This window comes from Rhizobium pisi (assembly GCF_003938655.1).
GTDB classification, from domain to species: Bacteria; Pseudomonadota; Alphaproteobacteria; order Rhizobiales; family Rhizobiaceae; genus Rhizobium; species Rhizobium pisi.
Window position 1 is genome coordinate 61297 of the sequence record NZ_RJJT01000028.1, and the last position, 18950, is coordinate 80246.

Annotated in this window: 17 protein-coding genes and 3 pseudogenes; 12 read left to right on the forward strand and 8 right to left on the reverse strand. The window is 62.3% G+C overall.

The window, feature by feature from the left end; translation table 11 throughout:
* Positions 1-99 precede the first annotated feature (99 nt).
* A complete protein-coding gene (locus EFD55_RS28700; RefSeq protein WP_125849857.1) occupies positions 100-660 on the reverse strand; it encodes a hypothetical protein in 561 nt (186 codons plus the stop codon).
* 145 nt (positions 661-805) lie between these two features.
* A complete protein-coding gene (locus EFD55_RS28705) occupies positions 806-1255 on the reverse strand; it encodes a hypothetical protein (RefSeq protein ID WP_125849859.1) in 450 nt (149 codons plus the stop codon).
* A 553-nt stretch (positions 1256-1808) separates the two neighbouring features.
* Between EFD55_RS28705 and EFD55_RS28710 the strand changes: the two are divergent.
* The 7 genes and pseudogenes from EFD55_RS28710 to EFD55_RS28735 all read left to right on the forward strand — a co-directional run bounded on the left by EFD55_RS28710 (position 1809) and on the right by EFD55_RS28735 (position 9548).
* Positions 1809-2815, forward strand: a pseudogene (locus tag EFD55_RS28710) (helix-turn-helix domain-containing protein).
* 63 nt (positions 2816-2878) lie between these two features.
* Positions 2879-3029: pseudogene (locus EFD55_RS34355) on the forward strand (tRNA lysidine(34) synthetase TilS); the annotation flags it as partial.
* Positions 3030-3097: 68 nt separating this feature from the next.
* On the forward strand, positions 3098-4318 hold the full coding sequence (locus EFD55_RS28715) for an efflux RND transporter periplasmic adaptor subunit (protein WP_312860849.1): 1221 nt from the start codon (positions 3098-3100) through the stop codon (positions 4316-4318).
* A 311-nt stretch (positions 4319-4629) separates the two neighbouring features.
* On the forward strand, positions 4630-5328 hold the full coding sequence (locus tag EFD55_RS28720) for an ABC transporter ATP-binding protein (RefSeq protein ID WP_125849864.1): 699 nt from the start codon (positions 4630-4632) through the stop codon (positions 5326-5328).
* Complete coding sequence (locus EFD55_RS28725) at positions 5325-6464, forward strand: ABC transporter permease (protein WP_125849866.1); 1140 nt, start codon at positions 5325-5327, stop codon at positions 6462-6464. Before EFD55_RS28720 ends, EFD55_RS28725 begins: the two co-directional genes overlap by 4 nt.
* 4 nt (positions 6465-6468) lie before the next feature.
* Complete coding sequence (locus EFD55_RS28730) at positions 6469-7677, forward strand: ABC transporter permease (protein ID WP_125849868.1); 1209 nt, start codon at positions 6469-6471, stop codon at positions 7675-7677.
* Positions 7678-8051: 374 nt separating this feature from the next.
* Positions 8052-9548 carry a right-handed parallel beta-helix repeat-containing protein gene (locus EFD55_RS28735; protein ID WP_125849870.1) on the forward strand — a complete coding sequence of 499 codons (1497 nt, stop codon included), beginning with the start codon at positions 8052-8054 and terminating at the stop codon, positions 9546-9548.
* Between the two features lie 318 nt (positions 9549-9866).
* On the opposite strand, the gene EFD55_RS28740 is transcribed toward EFD55_RS28735, so the two are convergent.
* Complete coding sequence (locus EFD55_RS28740) at positions 9867-10172, reverse strand: hypothetical protein (RefSeq protein ID WP_125849872.1); 306 nt, start codon at positions 10170-10172, stop codon at positions 9867-9869.
* Between the two features lie 345 nt (positions 10173-10517).
* Here EFD55_RS28740 and EFD55_RS28745 point away from each other — a divergent pair, with 345 nt between their 5' ends.
* Positions 10518-11975: a right-handed parallel beta-helix repeat-containing protein gene (locus EFD55_RS28745; RefSeq protein ID WP_125849873.1), complete on the forward strand. Its 1458-nt coding sequence runs from the start codon at positions 10518-10520 to the stop codon at positions 11973-11975.
* 30 nt (positions 11976-12005) lie between these two features.
* Here EFD55_RS28745 and EFD55_RS28750 read toward each other — a convergent pair whose 3' ends face one another.
* Entirely contained in the window at positions 12006-12287 is a 282-nt protein-coding gene (locus tag EFD55_RS28750) for a nodulation protein (protein WP_125849875.1), read from the reverse strand.
* Between the two features lie 295 nt (positions 12288-12582).
* On the reverse strand, positions 12583-12888 hold the full coding sequence (locus EFD55_RS28755) for a hypothetical protein (protein ID WP_125849877.1): 306 nt from the start codon (positions 12886-12888) through the stop codon (positions 12583-12585).
* A gap of 76 nt (positions 12889-12964) precedes the next feature.
* Between EFD55_RS28755 and EFD55_RS28760 the strand changes: the two genes are divergently transcribed.
* Positions 12965-13387: a TIGR02594 family protein gene (locus EFD55_RS28760; protein ID WP_125849879.1), complete on the forward strand. Its 423-nt coding sequence runs from the start codon at positions 12965-12967 to the stop codon at positions 13385-13387.
* A 456-nt stretch (positions 13388-13843) separates the two neighbouring features.
* Here EFD55_RS28760 and EFD55_RS28770 read toward each other — a convergent pair whose 3' ends face one another.
* The 3 genes from EFD55_RS28770 to EFD55_RS28780 form a co-directional block, all read right to left on the reverse strand.
* Positions 13844-14335, reverse strand: coding sequence for a hypothetical protein (locus EFD55_RS28770; protein ID WP_125849881.1), 492 nt, complete (start codon positions 14333-14335; stop codon positions 13844-13846).
* A gap of 120 nt (positions 14336-14455) precedes the next feature.
* The gene (locus EFD55_RS28775; RefSeq protein ID WP_125849883.1) at positions 14456-15859 is read right to left on the reverse strand and encodes a pyridoxal phosphate-dependent decarboxylase family protein; all 1404 of its coding nucleotides are present in this window, start codon (positions 15857-15859) and stop codon (positions 14456-14458) included.
* A 171-nt stretch (positions 15860-16030) separates the two neighbouring features.
* Positions 16031-16951 (reverse strand): phytanoyl-CoA dioxygenase family protein, encoded by a 921-nt coding sequence (locus EFD55_RS28780; RefSeq protein WP_125849885.1) that lies wholly within the window; start codon positions 16949-16951, stop codon positions 16031-16033.
* Between the two features lie 97 nt (positions 16952-17048).
* Here EFD55_RS28780 and EFD55_RS28785 point away from each other — a divergent pair, with 97 nt between their 5' ends.
* The 3 genes and pseudogenes from EFD55_RS28785 to EFD55_RS33935 all read left to right on the forward strand — a co-directional run.
* Complete coding sequence (locus tag EFD55_RS28785; RefSeq protein ID WP_125849887.1) at positions 17049-17873, forward strand: helix-turn-helix transcriptional regulator; 825 nt, start codon at positions 17049-17051, stop codon at positions 17871-17873.
* A gap of 250 nt (positions 17874-18123) precedes the next feature.
* Positions 18124-18489 (forward strand): hypothetical protein, encoded by a 366-nt coding sequence (locus tag EFD55_RS28790; RefSeq protein WP_245438604.1) that lies wholly within the window; start codon positions 18124-18126, stop codon positions 18487-18489.
* Between the two features lie 287 nt (positions 18490-18776).
* Positions 18777-18950, forward strand: a pseudogene (locus EFD55_RS33935) (IS110 family transposase); the annotation flags it as partial.

Sequence of the window (18950 nt, forward strand, 5' to 3'; positions counted from 1 at the left end):
AGGATCGAGAGATCTGGCGCTGTGCCGTTTTCCTGCTTTGCTATTCCATAAACTGAGGGCGTGTGCGGACAGGAAATGGCTTACATAGGATCGCTAGCATCAGCCCTTGAAAAGGCGTCGCGCCAAATGAAAGCTGCTGAGACAGATGGCGATTAATGCCATTGTTCCCACGTTCACCATAAACCAAAGCTCTCCGAATCCCTTCGCGCCGAACAACATTTCGCCTGTCTTACACTTATTGAAAGCCGTCAGCGACGTCCTATTGGCACACCCGGTTGGGATTCGGATCAACAGGCCATCAAACAAAACCAGAATGAAAATTCCCACAAACAGCAATTTTAACGCAGGCTTAAACTCGATGTGACGCTCGAAGGTAATTTCTTTATCTATTCGAATACGGCTTAACAGGAAAATCATAGAAAACTGTAATATCGTCGTAATTATTTGTGCCAAAATCATATTGATAGGCGAATTTTTCTCAAAAGGAAGATGGTAATATGGGATTGATACTATGAATGGTGCAAGGATATATGAACTGAACAGAGAGGCTGGTGTCAGGCCTTTGCGCTCCCCAAGGGTATAAAGCATGGTGGTGGCCGAAGGTAATAAAAGTATCCAACAAACTGGACCAATTACCCACGGCAATGAAAGGGCATTCATCGTAAAATTACTTCAAGTTAAGGGACCGTCATTCGGAGCGGATGTAGGTTCGAGTGCTTCATGAGTCAATCTCACAGAAGCGGCTCCCCCGGCTCTACTTGCAGTTTCTCCAGAATAGCCGCGCTTGCCTGCGTGCGATAAACGCTTATCCCGTCTGCTTCTTCCTTCTGCTGCGCGTCGTCGGCCGGCGCGCCAGGCCGGCGGCGCGGATTTCGGTGATGCTGACGGGGTCGTCGTCGAGGTAGTATTCGCTGGCCCAGGCGATCCTGCCGCCGCGCCATATGCGCCGCCAGGTCAAAGTCTTCAGCCGGCCGAGCGGCGTCTCGACGCCGGCGACCGCATCGCATTCGGGGCCGATGCTGTCGGCGGCGTACCGGCTGTTCCAGGCGGCGCGGGCGCTCCTCTGCACCGTCTCCAGGTAATCGATGGGCTCCAACTCGGCCACGTGCGCTGAGCGCTCGGGACGCAGGGCCTTGATGGCGGCGATGATGCGGAAGGCCTGCTCGCTTGGGGGCTCGTCGCCGATCGCCTCGTCGACGGCGCAGAGCGCTTCGGCAATGGCGGCTTCATGGGCGAGGGCGGTGGTGAGGTTCATGGCGCGGCTGTTGTTGTTTGTTGCTAAAATCGCATTTTTGTATCATGGCGGGGAGGGGATTGCAAATCTGTTTTGGGATGGGTGGACGGTGGCCAGCCCCGTCCTTCGAGGCTCCTGGCGGGGCACCTCAGGATGAGGCTGGAGAGAGGGCGCGGCGTCCTTGCCCTTCGCTTTCGCTTCGTGCATTCGCTCCTATGGTCGCTCACCCCCTCATCTGCCTGCCGGCATCTTCTCCCCGCTGGGGAGAAGCGGAATCGTGGCAGCGCCTCGCTCCCTCTGACACTTCGGCTGTGGGAATGGCGGCTTCGCGGCCTGGTCCCTTCTCCCCAGCGGGGAGAAGATGCCGGCAGGCAGATGAGGGGGGCGAGGAGCGTAAGCGACGAACGCCTTGAGCGGCAAGCGAAAGGCAGATGGCGGATTTGCCGGCGTGGGCTTTGTATCGACTCGAGCCAAAAAATCCCTGCCAAAAACACGTCCTAAAACGCGATGGAGGTCGCGCGCGCCGGCGGACTCGGCGATGATGGCGCCGTCCGCCATTCCCGCGCAGAGCCCCATGGTCTTCATTCCGCTCCCCTTCGTCATCGCCCTCCTGCTGCTGATCCTCTTCGTCGCTGTCATCAGGCGCGACGAGGAGGCGGCGCCGAACTGGCCGTTTCTGGCGCTGATCCTGCTTTCGGCGCTGCAATCCACCCTCTCCGGCCTGCGCTGGGGATATGGGGTGCAGGCCATCGGCGTGATTGCGCCTGTCACTGCGGCGATGGTGCCGCCGCTTGCCTATGCCGGGGTTTCCAGGCTGGTGAGGACGAGCCGGCGGCCGCTGCCGGGCGCATTGCGCTGCATGGCGTGCCCGCCGCCCTTATCCTGATCCTGATGGTCTTATGGCGGGACGCGATCGACATCGCGCTGGTGCTCGTCTTCGTCGGCTATGCCGCCGCCATCCTGCTCTTGATGCGCCCGGGCGCCGATGCGCTTCGGCTGGCGCCCTTCGAAGGGGCGGCGCCGGCCTACCGGGCGATCATCTTTACGGCGGCAGCACTCTGCCTTTCGGCTATGGTCGATACCTTCGTCTTCCTCGATCTCGCCTCCGCCCATAGCGAGCGGGCGCTGATGATGATCAGCGTCGGAAACCTCGCCGTTCTCGTCATCCTCGCCATCGCGGCGGCCGCCGCCAGCCGCAGCCGGCCGCCGGCCGAGACGATGGAGACCGCGCCGCGCCCCGAAGCGAGCGAGGACAAGGAGACGATCGCCACGATCGACGCGCTGATGGACGCAAGGAAGCTCTATCGCGACGCCAATCTCAATCTCGACCGGCTCGCCCGCAAAGCCGGCATTCCCGCCCGCCAGATCTCGGCGGCGATCAACCGGGCGATGGACAAGAACGTCTCGCAATATGTCAACGACTACAGGATCGGCGAAGCCTGCAGGCTGCTTTCCGGCACGGACAAATCCGTGACCGAGGTGATGTTCGAGGTCGGTTTCCAGACGAAGTCCAATTTCAACCGTGAATTCCGCCGGGTGACTGACATGACGCCGGTGGCCTGGCGGCAGAGGAAGGGGTGAGGGGCCACCCGCCCTCCTTTGTGCTCCGGGCCTCAGCACGGATCTCTTTTGGTGGAGTAGCTCTCCTCCCTCATTCCTATGCTCGTCACAGGAATCCAGCCACCGCGCGTCCGCGCGGTGAATGACTTCTGGCGACGACTAGAGAGAGTCTTTCGCGCCCAAGGACTTGGGCGCACTGGATTCCTGTGACGAGCACAGGAATGAGGGAGGGTGGAGAAGCGTCCTCACCCCTCTCTTCTTTCCTACCCAGTATCCTTCGATGGCGCTGCTACCACGTACACAATCGCGATCGAGGACTGTCAGGAACATGTTCGAGGTCGCGGTTTTGTTGCCGTCGGCCATGCTGTCGGCATGAATACGACATCGGAACATGAACGGGACCTTGCCGCCAAGCTGCGATCGCTTTCGATCGAGCCCGCGGCTTTCAAGACGGAGCCGCCGAAGCGCAAAGCCGGGCGGTGGGTAAGGGCTGGGATGCTGGCTCTTGCGGCGGCGGTGTCGCTGGCGGCGGTTCTTCTCTATCGGCCGGCTGTATTGGAGCGCACACTTGCGGGTGGTGAGACTGCGATATCCGCGGGTGGCGTGGCGGGGCCGGTCGCAGAGCTGGCGGATATGGTTCCGCCAACCCGGGGTGAGACTGCATCGACACATGGCACGGTTGCGCCAACCCGGGAAATCACCGGTTCCGGCTATGTCGTGGCGCCCGATGTTGCGACCGTCTTTTCCAAATATGAGGGACGGATCGTCGCGGTTGCGGTCGAGGCGGGCGAGCGGGTCGTGGCGGGGCAGGTGCTGGTGCAGCTCGATGATGCGGGGGCGCGTTTTGCGCTTCGGGGGGCGGAGATATCGGGGCGGGCGGCAGCGCTGGCGGTTGAGGCAAGGAGTATTGTGCTGGCGCAGGCGCGGTCTTCGCTTGATCGCGCCGGGCGGCTTGCCGGGCGTGATGCGATGTCGGCCGAGGCGCTGGAGGCGGCGAAGGCGGCTTTCGACACGGCTGAAAATGCCGCGGCGCGAGCACGGCAGGATGCGGCGAAGGCAGATCTCGATATCGACAGGGCGCGCGAGCAGGTCGAGGCGCTGACCGTGCGGGCGCCAATATCAGGCACCGTCACGCGGCTCGACGCGCATGTCGGCGACACGGTGCTTTCGCGGGAAGACAGCGTGCGGGAGAATGAAAGCCTGCTCGTCATTACCGACACGTCGAGCCTGGTCATCGATGCCGATGTGGCCGAGGCCAATATGGCGCTGATGCGGCCGGGACTCTCAGGCGAGGCGGTGCTCGACGGCTTTCCCGATCAACCCTTTGCCGTCGCGGTGTCGAAGATCGCGCCCGTCATGTCGCGGGAGAAGGGAACGGTGACGCTGCGCCTGACGCTCTCCTCGCCGCCCTCCGGGGTTCGGCCTGCGATGGCGGCGCGCATCCGGCTTGTCGTGGGCGAGGGGGCGGATCGCCCGCCGTCGTCGTTCGAGGCTCCGGCCGCCGGCCTTCGCAGCTCTGGATGAGGGGTGGTCGGTGTGCCGTGCCTGCGTAGGAAGTGTGCCGGTGCCACACGTCTCTTCTCCCCAGCGGGGGTCCGAAGGACGGGCGAGACCCGTGGCTCGCCCCGGTCGGTGCCGGCAGGCGGATGAGGGGGTGAGCGGCAGGGCCGCGAAGGCGCTGAGCGCGAGCGAAGGGCAATGAACGGCGTGCCGTGTGGCCCCCTCATCCGACCCTTCGGGCCACCTTCTCCCCGCTGGGGAGAAGAGGGAGCAAGCCGCAGCATCTCCGTTCCCCGCAAACCTCAAACCACATCAACCAACATCAAGGAGCAACCATGACCGACACTACAGAACCATACATCGCCCTTGCCGGGGTCAGGAAGGCATTCAGGATTGGGGGGGAGACGATGCCGATTTTTTCCGGGCTCGATCTTTCCATTCCGCGCGGCGATTTCGTCGCGATGATGGGGCCGTCGGGTTCGGGGAAGTCGACGCTGCTCAATATGCTCGGCGGCATCGACAGGCCTGATGCCGGCGAGATCCGGATTGGGCGCAGCCGTCTCGAGCAGATGGGCGAGGCGGCGAGGGCCGCTTGGCGGGCGCACAGCATGGGCATCGTCTTCCAGTTCTACAATCTGCTGCCGATGCTGAATGCGGCCGAGAATATCGAGTTGCCGCTTCTGCTGAAGCCGCTCGGGCGGCGGGAGAGGCGGGCGCGGGTCGATACGGTCATGGAGCTTGTCGGGCTTGCCGGCCGGCAGCGGCAGTTTCCGTCGAGCATGTCGGGCGGGCAGCAGCAGCGCGTCGGCATTGCGCGCGCCATCGTCGCCGATGCCGACCTTATTCTCTGCGACGAACCCACAGGCGATCTCGACCGGAAATCGGCCAACGATATTCTGGAGATGCTCAGCTTTCTCAACCGGGAGCTCGGCAAGACCGTGATCATGGTCACGCATGATCCGGAGGCGGCGGCCTATGCCCGGCGCACGCTCACTCTCAACAAGGGCGAGTTCACCGAGGAGACAAGCCGATGACCTTGCTCGAGCTCATGCGGCGCAATGCCTGGCGCAAGCGGCTGCGCGCCGTGCTCTTGATGTTTTCGGTCGGCGTCGCCTTCCTCATCTATGCGCTGACGGCGAGCTTTACTGCCGGCAGCCAGGGGGCGGCTGATGCCAGCGACAATCTGCTCGGCGTCTTCAACAAGGCGGGCCGGGGGCTGCCGTTGCCGCTTGCCTATCTCAACAGGATCGCGGCGGAGAGCGATGTCGCCGCCGTCGCCTATACCGCGCGCATGCGGGGCTTCGTCGAGGTCGAGAAGAATGTCGTAGTCGTCAGCGCTGCCGATCCCCGCGCGATCGCTGCCGCCAACGGCGAGGAGCTGGGGCTGACGCCGGAACTGATCGCGGCGCTGGAAGAGGGCGGCGACCGGGTGCTGGTCGGCCGGGCGCTGGCGGAGGCGCAGGGCTGGTCGGTCGGCCAGCGCATCGGCATCACCAGCCAGATGATGAAGGCCGATGGCAGCCGGAACTGGAGCTTCACGATCGCGGGCATCTTCGAAGGCGCCAATGCCGGCACCGACACCTATTTCATGCTCGCCCGCTACGACGCGATCAATGCCGCCCGCGCCCGGGACAAGGATACGGTCGATGCCTTCGTGGTGCGACCGCGCGCGGGCGTTTCATCGGGCGTGCTCGCCGCGCGGATCGACGCGCTGTTTGCCAATTCGGCGGCTCAGACGAAGACGCAATCGGAAAAACAGTTCCTCGAGGCCTTCCTTCGGCAATATGCCGATATCGGCCTGATCGTCGGCCTCGTCGTTGCTGCCGCCTTCGTGACGATCCTGATGATATCTGTGAACACCATGCTCTTTGCCATCCGGGAGCGCCGCTTCGAGATCGCCGTCATGAAGGTGCTCGGCTTTTCCGGCGAGCGGATCGTGGCGCTTGTTCTCGGCGAGACGCTGTTCATCTTTGCCGTCGGCGGCGCGGGCGGGCTCATCCTCGCCAAGCTTGCGACGCTGCTGATCGGGCCGGAATTCGGCCTCGTCTTCGGCTTGCCGGTGCTGCTGAAATCCGCCGCCATCATTGCCGGCCTCGGTCTGCTGACGGGGCTTCTCCCCGCTTTCAGCGCCATGCGCCTGCCCATCGTCCACGCTTTCAGAACGAGATAGCCCAATGTCGTCAGTGCTCAAGCAGAGTTTTCTCATGATCAGAGTCAATCTCGGCAGCCTGCCGCGGCGGCTCTGGATCTCAGTGTCGATGGCGCTCTCGGTTGCCCTCGTCGTGGCGGTGCTCGCGGGTTTTCTCGCCATGGCGCGCGGTTTCGAGGCAGCACTTGCAGGGGCGGGTTCGCCTGATATCGCCGTCATTCTCGGCGGAGGCACCAGCCAGGAGACGGGCTCTGATGTGCCTGCCGAGGCGATCCGCAGCCTTGCGGCGATGAGCGGCGATACGGGGATTGCCGGGAACAACGCGGGCGGGCTGGCGCTCTCGCGCGAAGTTGTCGTTCCCGTCGATGTCAGGGGCGGCGACGGCGCCGACCAGACGCTGTCGCTGCGCGGCATGGACGCGGCAGGCCCGGGCTTACGCGAGCGCGCGTCGATCTCAGAGGGGCTGATGTTTTCGCCAGGCAGCCGTGAGATCGTCGTCGGCGCCCGCATCGCCGAGGCTTTCCCCGGTTTTGCCGTCGGCGACACGGTGCGGCTCGGGGCTGTGGACTGGAAGGTCGCCGGGCATTTCGCCTCGGGTGGTAGCGCCTTCGAATCCGAGATCTGGGCGGACCGGGAGGCGGTGCAATCGGCCTTCGATCGGCAGGGGCAGGTGCAGAGCCTCAGGGTGCGGCTCGACGGGGGCGATCCCGCCCGGGCGCTTGCGACGTTGCGCGCCCGGCTTTCGGCGCTTGCCGGCCCGCCACTCACCGCCGTCTCCGAGGCCGATCTCTATGCCGCGCAGGCCGAGCGCACGGAAAGCCTGATCCGCCTGTTCGGCTGGCCGATCGCGCTGCTGATGGCGGTGGGTGCCGCGGCGGGCGCGCTGAATACGATGATGAGCTCGGTCTCCGACCGCGCCGTCGAGATCGCCACGCTGCGGCTCCTCGGCTTCTCCCGCCTGCCGGCCTTCATGGCGACCTGGGTGGAGGCGGTGCTGCTTTCGGCGGCCGGTGCTGCCCTCGGCGCCATCGCCTCCCGGGTTGCTTTCGACGGCTGGCAGGCGAGCACGATGGGCGCGAACAATACCCGGATGGCGTTTCAGCTTGTCGTGACACCCGACGTGATTTTGACCGCCGGGTTGCTGGGGCTCGCCGTCGGGGTGATCGGCGGCGCACTGCCGGCGCTGGCGGCGACAAGGTTGCCGCTGAATGCGGCGTTGCGGGCGAGGGGGTAGGGATTTGGGTTGGAGAGCGGTCGATTGCCTTTCGCTTTCCGCTCAAGGCGGGGTGAGCGACGATAGGAGCGAATGCGCTGAGCGAAAGCGAGGGCAAGTATTCACGCTTCCTAAAGTAGCAAATAGACATATAAACCGCGCCAAATCCACGATTTATTCGCCGCGAAGTCGATGGTTTTTAAGTCGGGGTTGCAGCTTTCGATCGGCTTGGCCTTTCCCTGTGGAAGAAGACCCGCGAACCGGCACGCTGCCTCATTGACACCATCTTATCGCCTTCTTGCCGTGGCCGGTTGCGCCCGCCGCGTCGGATCGGCCGACTCCCAGTCGATTCGCGTGGCGACATAGCGATCCGACGAACAGGGCAACATGGCGATATGACAATCTACTATGTGAACTCAGCGACTGGCTCCGACGACAACAGCGGAACGGGCCTGAAATCGGCTTTTGCGACTTTGTCCAAAGTGGAATCCTTGCAACTGAAACCGGGCGACAGCGTGCTCCTTGCCAAGGGGAGCGTGTTCAACGAGCAGCTCGACATCAAATTTTCCGGCGCCCAGGGCGCGCCGATCAAGTTCGGCAGTTACGGCACGGGGGCCGCCCCCGTGATCCACAGCGCCGGCGACGGCATTCACAGCCTTTATGCCACGAATATCGTTATCGAGAACATCAAGATCTCCAATGCCGGCGGCGCGGCCATCTATGGCGGCAACGTCTCGAACTGGACGGTGCGCAACGTTGAGGTCGACAAGTCTGGCGTGTCGGGCAAATCGGGTTCCGTCACCTTCCGCACCGGCGAGAACATCACCATCGAAAACAGCAAGATATCGGGCGTCCATGGTGACGGCGTCTGGATCGAGAAGATCAACGGCGTCAAGCTTCTCAACAATACCATCACGAACAGCCACGGTCCTTTGGCCGATGGCGTGCAGATGAACGACAGCAGCAATATCCTGATCCACGGCAATCATATCGACCAGACGAATGCCAATAGTCCCAAGGGCGTGCTGACGCTGATCCGGCCGGTGAACGCCGTGGTCGAGGACAATGTGCTCACCGGCGGCGGCTTCGGCATCAGCGCGCAGGCGGGCAAGACGGTCGCCATCCGCGGCAACGACATATCGGGATTTCACGGCTACAGCTGGTCGTTTGCCGTCGCTCTCGGCGAGACGGGCACTGCGAGAGACTACGATATTTCGGGCAACCATATTCATGACGGCGCATGGGGCGTTGTTGTGACTGCCCCCATCGGCAGCCCGAGCTATGCCCGCACAAACATCAACGTCCACAACAACACCTTCGACGACCTGTCGGGGGCCGCACTGAAGGTCGACAGGCCGGCATCCGGCTCCTTCCACGACAATACCGTCGAGAGCGGCACCACGGCCACCAGCATATCGCCCGCCATCATCGACGCGCACACCTTTACCGTCAGCAACAACCATATCGTCGCCAATGTCGAGGCGACGACGCTTGCGGCCGCCGATGCCAAGACCGCCGCTGTGACGGATGCGGCCGCCGATCCCGCTGTTGCCGCTGTCCATGACAACCTGAAGATCCTGAGCGATAACGGCGCTCCCCATCACGGCAATCTTCTCGAAAACGACAGCTCTGACAACGGCACCCTGTCGCTTCGCCGCTTCGGCAACGAAACCGTCGGCAAGCACGGCCTGACGCTCACCGGAGACTACGGCGACATCCACGTCGAGAGAGACGGCAGCTATGCCTACACGCTCGATGAAACGAAGCTCCCCGACGGGCATAGCGGACATGTGAGCGAAAACTTCAGCTACGGGATCACTGACGCAACCGGGCATCACAGCGACACCGACATGCTGACGGTGTTCGTCCATCTGGATAGCTTGCTGAGTTGAGGGTGTTTTGCCCGGCACCTCTCCGGCGTCGGCCTGAGAGGTGCGCATCTTCACGATGATCCTTTGAGGCGATCGTGCGGATCGCACATGAGGATGAGGGCTGATGGGTATGCAGCAGTTGCCCCTCACCCTAACCCTCTCCCCGTAAACGGGGCGAGGGGACGTGCCTTGCGAGAGGTGGGCTGGGGACCGAGGGCTTGCGGCACATCCCCTTCGCCCCGGATGAGGGGCGCTACGGACCGCGACCTCGTCACGCAAGCTTCAATGCCGGTACGCAACAGTCCCAAATGTAGCGGATGCCGAATATCGAAGGCCAATTTATTCCTTCTCGATCCTTTCCCTCAACTCATCCCATAGAAGATAGTGAAAAGGGCTGCCCGTTTTCTCTCTGATAAATTTTCCACCGGATGCATTTATAACAATCTCCGCGCCGAAAGAGAGAAAGGACATAAACCCTAAAATTACTGTCGAAATTATTGCTCCTACTAGAATTACCGATAATAGAACTGCTCCGGGATGGTCGGAAATTCTTGCGTCGCCGAATAACGCATAACCTGCGAGAACGTCGGAGAGTGTCACGGTGACTGTGGCGAATAAAAATCGGAGGGTAGTAGCCTTCTTCAATTCGGTGTCCTCTTTGCCAGACTTCTCTTATTCTACAGGACCAGTTGCGTGGGTCGAGTTAGTGACGTGGTGTGATCTGTAAAAGTGTCGGCGCAGATCGGTACGCAATGCTCCACTCCCCCATGAGTCGTTGATTCGAATTTTCTTTTCGTGTAGGTTGCAGTTATCGAGAATGACGTCACCGCCTGGCGTTTTCTCGGGATGGAGGCCGGCCCCGTGGGCCTCTCGGCTGCCATGACGGCAGCGCATCCAAGGGCCTTTCGAAATGTCCCCTGACCACCGCCGCATCCAATGGATTCGACGCAGCCGACCCCTGAGCGCTGCGCAATAGAAGAAACAGGCGCCATGACAATCTACTATGTGAATTCGGCAACCGGCTCCAATTCCAACGGCGGAACGAGCGTGGACGCGCCTTTTGCGAGCTTCTCCGCGGTGGAGGCCTTGAAGCTGCAGCCGGGTGACACCGTGCTGCTGGCCGCCGGCAGCGTGTTCAACGAGCAGTTCGATCTCAAATATTCCGGCACCGTCACCGCGCCCATTACCATCGGCAGCTACGGGATCGGCGATGCGCCTGTCATTCACAGCCCGGGCGACGGCATTCACAGCCTCTACGCCACGAATATCGTCATCGAAAACATCAAGATCTCCGATACCGAGGGCGCGGCGATCTACGGCGGCACCGTTTCGAACTGGACGGTGCGCAACGTCGAGATCGATCACACCGGCTTGTCGAGGAGCGGTTCCGTCACCTTCCGGACCGGCTCCAACATCACCATCGAAAACACCACGATCAACGACGTCAACGGCGACGGCATGTGGATCGAGAAGATCAACGGCGTCACCCTCCTCAACAACACGGTCACCAATGCCCATGGCACTGCGGCCGACGCCATCCAGATAAACGACAGCAGCAACATCTACATCTCTGGCAATCATCTCGACCAGACGGGTGCCACCACGCCGAAGGGCGTGCTGACGCTGATCCGGCCGGTGAATGCCGTGATCGAGGACAATGTGCTGACCGGCGGCGGCTTCGGCATCAGCGCACAGGCCGGCACCAATATCGCCATCCACAACAACGACATTTCGGGATATGGCGGCTACAGCTGGTCCTATGGCATCGGTCTCGGCGATTCCGGCGATACGCGCGACTACGATATCTCTGGCAATTACATCCATGACGGCGTCTGGGGCGTGTCGGTCAGCTCGGCCGGCTCCACCAGTTACGTCAGAGAGAATATCGATGTGCACAACAACACCTTCGACGACCTGACGCAGGCCGCGCTGAAGGTCGACAGGCCCGCATCCGGCGCCTTCCACGACAATGCCATCGCAAGCGACGTGACGCCCTACAGCATATCCCCGGCGATCATCGCCGCCGGCACGTTCCCCGTCAGCAACAATACGACCTTCGAAGAGCCTCAGCTTCACCTTGCGAGCCTTGTCGTCCAGGCCGGAGAGACGATGCACATCACGGCCGACCTGACGACTACAGCCCATGACGGCCTGAAAGCCTCGCCCGACAAGATCGCGCTGGAAAAGGCCGGTCACGCCACCCTTTTTGACGACAGCGTATTCGGCGAAACCCTGCAGCTTCGCCACTTCGGCCACGACGTCTTCGACAGGCACGAACCGACGCCTAAGGGCGGCGATCACGGCGCGGCGGTCGATTTCGCCGAGCTCTTTGCAGACAAGGGAGGTCTCGGCGAGTCCCATCATCTTGAGATCGCCGACGGGGCTTCGCATCATGGCGACGCGGATGCGGCCGGCATCCCCGGCCATCCGGACGGCGTGCTGCATTAAAGGTTACTGCGGCGACCGGGAGCGTATGTCTTACCGGTCGCCAAGCAGGGTCTGCATGACCTCGGCTTCGATTTCCCTGCAGATGATCTCGTATTCGGCGACGATTGCCGGATCTGCCGACGCATCCCTGCGCATGCGATCGAGCACGGTGCAGGCTTCACCATAGGCGCCGCACATTTCGTGGAGATCGGGGTCGTCCGCCGCGGCCGCCCGGATCGTTGCCCGTGTTGCGGGCAGCCGCATCATCAGCCTGGCCAGCCCCCGTTCGGCGGCATGCCCGGCGATAGGGGCGACGCTTTCTTTCCTGACCATGCCATCATCCCTTGCTGCCTTTGTTACCGTTGAAGGCAGTACGCAGGAATCTCGTCTCCGGTTTCATGCCGGATGCGAATTGGCGGTGCGGCCACGCGCGTTTTTGACAGCACCGGCAATGCTGAAAAATCCGGAAAACTGCTTCCTTAAAAACCTCTCTGCCACTGAATTTCAATGAATCCAATTGTTTAAGATTGACAAGGAGGTTTTTAAGAGAGGTCAACATTTTAAAAAATGGGTGGAAGATTGGGTGGGCAGGCGATCTCTCACGCATTTTTAAAAATGTTGAGCCTCCTTAAAAACGTCCTTCCAAACCTCCTTGTCGGTGTGGGGCTTGTGTTTTTTCGGGGCAATAATGGCGGCCGCCGTTTCGCCTCCGAAGCGAGGTCAATGTATTGCCGTTGCCGCCCAAGTATTCAGAACGAGTGCTGGAAATATGGGTCGGGCGGAAGGCTGCGCCTGCAGCCCCGCAGGGCAGGGCGTTCTGCCGTATTCGCAGCGTCCGCCGGCCGGCTGGTAATGCCTCCGAGCCAAGTTCTGTTTTCGGGCTTACCTGCAAAAATACCCGAATAAATTGTTTCTCATTGACGCCATGATTCATCTCTACCTTTCCGCCCGCATTTTATTCTTCGTCACAATTGAGATCATCATGATCTTGAAAACAATGGTGAGAAACTATGAGGGTTATTCTCGTCATCGTCCTCACGGCCCTTGCCGTGCCCTGTGAGGCAGACATGTTCGGCACGGCGTCCCGGTACAAAAGCATGCATGAACGCTCCATCTCCTTCCTCAGCGTCAATCCGAGGCGCACCTCATGGTGCGGGGCGTTCCTGGCCTTTGTCGCTAAGCGATCCTCCCGCGAACCGCCTGACAATCCGAACATGGCGCGGTCCTGGATGAGCTTCGGCAGGCCGGTCTTCGCCCGCTCCGCCCAGCGCGGAGACGTGGTGGTGATCCGCAGCGGCAGGCGCTTCCACGTCAGCCTGTTCGATCATTTCGACCAGCGGCGCCAATACGTCTACCTCTTCGGCGGCAACCAATCGAACCGGGTCCAGCTGTCACGCTACCGCGCCAGCTCCGTCGTCGCCGTTCGACGATAAAGCTCGCAATTTCGCTCCCTTAAAAACCTCCCTGCCACTGAATTCCAATGAATCCAATCTCTTAAGATTGACAAAGAGGTTTTTAAGAGAGGTCAACATTTTAAAAAATGGGTGCAGCCGAGGTCTGCAGCCGATCTTTTCGCGCGTTTTTAAAAATGTTGGGCCTCGTTAAAAACGTCCTTCCAAACCTCCGTGGCGCTCATTTGGAGCCGGACTTCAATATCTCTCGAATGCGATTTGCTTGGTCGCCTGTGCTTTCGAAAAGGAACGGGCAAGGGGGCTACTTGCTCCCTCATTCCTGTGCCTGTCACAGGAATCCAGTGCGCCCAAGTCCTTGGGCGCGAAAGACTCTTTCTTTCGAACGATTGCTTCATTCACGGCGCGGACGCGCCGTGGCTGGATTCCTGTGACGAGCACAGGAATGAGGGAGCTTGGGGAAACGCGCAACGCCTGCCGTCAATCGCCCCCGTCCACCGCGCAGAGCACGCCGTTAACGGGGATGGCCACCATCTTTTCGCGCTTGAGATCGAACCTCCAGGCTGCGACCACATTCTCCGATCCATAGGAGCCATCCGCCTGCTCCGCCATCGTGCCGAGCGCGACGATGGTGGCATCGTCGGGAAATTGGCTCGAGGAGCAATAACCCGGCCCCAGGAGCTCGTGGCGGGGCGTCGGCTTTGTCATGACGATTTGATCGACCGGGGTCCAGACAGGGTTGTTCCCAACGCGGCCCGTCTCACGTTCAAGCCTCAGGACCAGTTGCTGGCCGCATTGCAGCTGAGTGGCTCCATATGCCGGGCTTGCCGGTGCATTTGATACCATCGAGCTGCCGATTTCCGAGCAGTTGTCCGTCGCGAGGCGAGAGGTCTTTGCCCGCGCCTCGCTGGCGTGGGCAAAGGCCGGGGTCAGGGCGAGAAGAGCGGCAATTGCCGGCAGGTATCGTGACATTGGAAAACCATTGGAGCGTGAAGCGAGGCGAGGGACTGCCGGCCTAAATCCCGCAATCCTGAGGGGAGGACCGTAGCTTTGCTCGGGGGAGTGTCAAGGGTCGATATTGCCAGGAGAACGTCAGCCGCAGCTGACGCTTCGGAAGGCGGTGATGATGCTGTCGGCCGCCAGCCGCGCCTCGTCCGGGGTCGTCTGGAAATTGGTGACGGAGAGGCGCAGGACGTCGCGGCCGCGCCATTTGGCGCCGCCGGCGAAGAGCGTGGCGTCTTCGCGGATCTTTTCGATGGTCTTGCGGGTGATCGCATCGCTTTCGTCGTCCGGGCGGCGGGTGGCGAAGCGGAGGATGAGCTGGTTCAGCGTGACCTCGTTCAAGATGGTGATGCCGGGTTCGCGCGCGAGATGTTCGGCCAGCACGCGGGCGGAGGCGCAGCATTGGTCGATGAGGGCGGCGATGCCGTTGCGGCCGAGATGTTTCAGCATCGCCCAGGTGGCGAAGCCGCGGGCGCGCCTGGAAAGCTCCGGCACGTAATGGGAGGGGTCGCGCTCGCCTTCGGCCGCAAGCGGCAGGTAGCTTGCGGCGATCGTCATGGCGCGGCGGTGGGCGAGCTCGTCGCGCACGATCGCATAGCCGCAGTCATAGGGCGTCTGCAGCCATTTGTGGCCGTCGGTCGCCCAGCTGTCGGCCGCCTCGACGCCGCGGCTGAGATGGCTGAATTTCTCGGATGCCTGTGCCCAGAGGCCGAAGGCACCGTCGATATGCACCCAGGCGCCTTTTTCCTTCAGCGCCGGGATGATGCGGAGAAAATCGTCGAAAGCGCCGGTATTGATCTGTCCGGCCTGGAGGATGGCGATGCAAGGGCCGGTGACCGCGGCAAGCGCGCCGGGCAGAGCGGCCGGATCGATGCGGCCCACCCGGTCGGTCGGCAGGCGCTGCACGCGGTCGTGGCCGAGGCCCAGGAATTGCAGCGCGGAGAAGACGGTCGTGTGGGCGTCGTCGCCGATCAGCACGGTAATCTCGGGTGCGCCGAACAGGCCCTTGGCATCGGCATCCCAACCGGCCTTGCGCAGCACCTCTCCGCGGGCGGCGGCAAGGCAGGTGAAGTTCGCGACCGTCGCACCGGTGACGAAGCCGACGGAGCTTTCGGCCGGCAGCTTCAATATGTCGAGAAGCCATCTCGTCGCGACGGTTTCGACGGCGGCAGCGGCCGGGGCGACGACGTGGTTTCCGGCATTCTGCCCCCAGGCGCTGGTCAGGAAATCGGCGGCGACGCCGACCGGATGGGAGCCGCCGATAACCCAGCCGAAGAAGCGCGGGCCTGTGGTGAGATGCAGCCCGGGCTCGGCGCTTTCGGCAAGCTGCCTGATGACATCGGCCATATCGGCGCCGGCTGCCGGCAGCGGGTCGTCGAAAGCGGCGAGGCAAGCGGCATAATCATGCCGGGGCACATGGCGGGAAGGGGCGCTCTCGCGAAACCCGGCCGCAAGCCGGGCGGCTTCCTGAAACAGAGATGCGATTGCTGACATTCGCTCCCCCCGCGCCGCGCACCCGCCGGTCCTATGGACCGCCTCCAAGCAAGCTGCCGGCACCGGCAGCTTAGAGCTTTTCGCCGGAGGATTGAAGGGCTCAAACGGAGGCGGACGATCGGCCGGGCGGCGGCAGCGGCAACCGCGCTTTTCGAGAATGGCGAGCAGCCGCTACAGCATATCCCCCAGGCTCCAATGGTTGCTCCAGCGGGCGTCGATCTCGTCGTCGACGTTCTGGTAGCGGATGTCGGTGGAGAGGCGCAGGCGGCGGGCGCGGTCCTGGTTGGTGGTGGAGGCGTGGATCATGTAGGGGGAGTGGAGTACGACGTCGCCGGCTTCGTAATCGGCGGCGAGCCAGCGCCTGTCAAAGCGTTCGGCCATGGCGGGGAGATCCTTCGAGACCCAGCCGCCTTCGGCCATGTGGCTGTTATAGGCGCTGATGCGCTCTTCCGGGGAGAGATCGCCGCTGCGGGCGCGGAATTCGGCCTCCATGCCGCGGCCGAGCGCGTGCGAGCCTTCGAGATAGACGAGGCCGCCCATTTCGGTGGGGATATCGCCGACCGGGATCCAGGCGGTGACGAGCCGGCTGGTGCCGCCGCGGAGGTAGACGAGATCGTAATGCGCGGGTGTCGCCACCGGCGTGCCCGGCTGGACGTAGCGCATCAGCTTGCGCTTGTGCAGATAGGAGATGCCGCCCAAGAAAGCATCCATGAAGCGCACGAGATGCGGATGCGCGCAGAAGCCTTCATAGGCCGCGGAACGGACGATCGACATCAGCCTGCGGTTGGCGAGGTTCCAGTCGACGCCTTCGGCGGCTGATATACCAAGCGAAAAATCGTGGCCCGGCTCGAGGAGGCCGGTTTCGGTGAGGCGGGCGAAGACCCAGCCGCGGAAATCGATCACCTCGTCCCGCGGCAGAAGCCCCTTCAGCCAGACGTAGCCGTGTTCTTCGTAGCGGGCGCGGATGGCGTCGATGCCGATTGCGGGATCGGTGGGCGTCAGCCAGCCGAGCCTTTCTGCTGGCAGCGTCCTGCCGTGCGCGATGAGGGAAACCTCCGGGCTTCGGGCCTCGGCGTTCAGGGCAGTTGACATTTCATCCATCCCTCTCTTGACTTCACCTGCCTTCAATTAGCTGACAACATGGGATAGCTGCCATGGAGGAAAGTGGCAGCTGGACTTTTCGCTCATCATGAGAGATGCCGAGGCCCTCTATCGATCACCGCTCGGCAGCGCCGGCGGGCTTGCCGTCACCGGCAGCGGCAGGCAGCACGCGCGCCTTGCGGTCACGGAGCGGAAATTGCCGAGTTTCGCGGTCGTGCTGGTGGAGCGCGGGCAGGGGTTTCTCGAAACCGCAGCCGGCGGGCACCAGCGCGTGGCAGGGCCGGCTCTCTTCTGGCTGTTTCCGAACCGCGCCCATTCCTATGGGCCCGACGAAGCGGGCTGGGATGAGCGCTGGGCGCTGTTCGAGGGCTCGTTCACGCGGGATTTCGTGCGGCTGCGGCTGATTGCCGAGCGCCATCCCGTTGTCGTGCTGCGCCACCTCGAGGAGATGACGCGGCTCTTCGCCCAGCTTCATGCCGATCTTTCCCAAGACACCAATCTCGCGCAGGCCGCGGCGGCTTCGACGCTGCACCGCATCGTGATCGCCGCCGCAAGACAGGCGGGCGGCGCGGCGGGCCGGCGCGACAGGGAGGCGGCGATGGGCGAGATCGTCGAGAGCCTGCGTGGGCGCGCGCTGCAGCCGCTCGACCTTGCCGGTTTTGCCGCCGGGCACGGCATGTCGCCCGCCACGCTGCGGCGGAAATTCGTGGCCGAAACGGGCCTGCCGCCCAAGGCCTTCCAGCTTCGGGCGCGCATGGACCACGCCAAGCAGCTGCTCGTCACCACCGACGAAAAGATCGAAACCGTCGCCGCCATGGTCGGCATGGACGACGCCTTCTATTTCTCGCGCGTCTTTCACGACCGCGAAGGCTGCAGCCCCCGCGAATTCCGGGCGCGACATCGGAGAGGCTGAGCGGTTGGGGCGGCGCCAGCCATGCCCGGCGCGCCGCTCGCCTTTGCCGCGATCCCCAGGATAAAAATCGAGCATTGCGGGAGATGCTTCGTAAATCTCTCTAATAATGATGTTATTTTAGCTGTCCAATTTCGAAATTTCTTGGCTCGTCTTAAAATCTATTGCCTTATTGCAAAGTATCATTCAATATTACTGAAATATCATTCGCGTTGCCGTTGAGGTAGCTCTGTTAGTCGGCGAGGGATATGAGTTGAAATATTTCATTCTCTATGCGCTGGTGTGCTCGGTGGTCGGGATACTTCTTCTCGTTGTCACCCGTCAGATCGTGCCGTTCAACATGGAAAGGCTTGGCGATCAAGCGGCTGTCGAACCGGCAGATCAGCTGGACAAGCTGGTCGTTCGGTCAACCCGCGAACGGGAGAGCAGGGCAACCGGCCAGCCGGTGCCAGGGGTAGCTGACCAGCCGGCGCCTGGGGCAACTGGCCAGCCAGTGCCTGGGGCAACCGCCAAGTTGTCATCCCACGCGCCAGCCGTCAGCACCGATCAATGGGATCTCCGGCCAACCGATGAGCCGACCGTTCGCAAGGGCGGCCGGGTGGGAACTACGGCGCAGTAACTGGAGGCACGCTCGCTCGCCCTTCGAGGTTCCAGCCTTCGGCTTGTGTGGGCGCGAGATACTTTCTTCTTTCATTTAGAGGTGTTGCCGTGTGGCACCCCCCTTGTAACTTGACGCCATCCGCCAGCAGCCTAGCTAGCGCTTGCGGTGACGGAGCCGAGCCCGCAACCCCCTCGGGTTTAAAAGCCTGTGGCAGAGCAAGGGATGGCTCCGTCGTTCCATCGAACCCGAACAGTCGCTTGGGCCGCTCGCGAAGGCGAAGCCCGCTTGGACAAGGATGGGATCAGATGGACGTTGTGGTTGGCATTGATGTTTCGAAAGACCGGTTGGATGTGCATGTACTGCCGTCAGGCGAAAGCTTTGCCGTTGCCAATGATGATGAAAGCCTGGATGGGCTTGCCGCAAGGCTCTTGAGCCTGAAGGCGGATGTCGTCGCGCTGGAGGCGACGGGTGGCTATGAG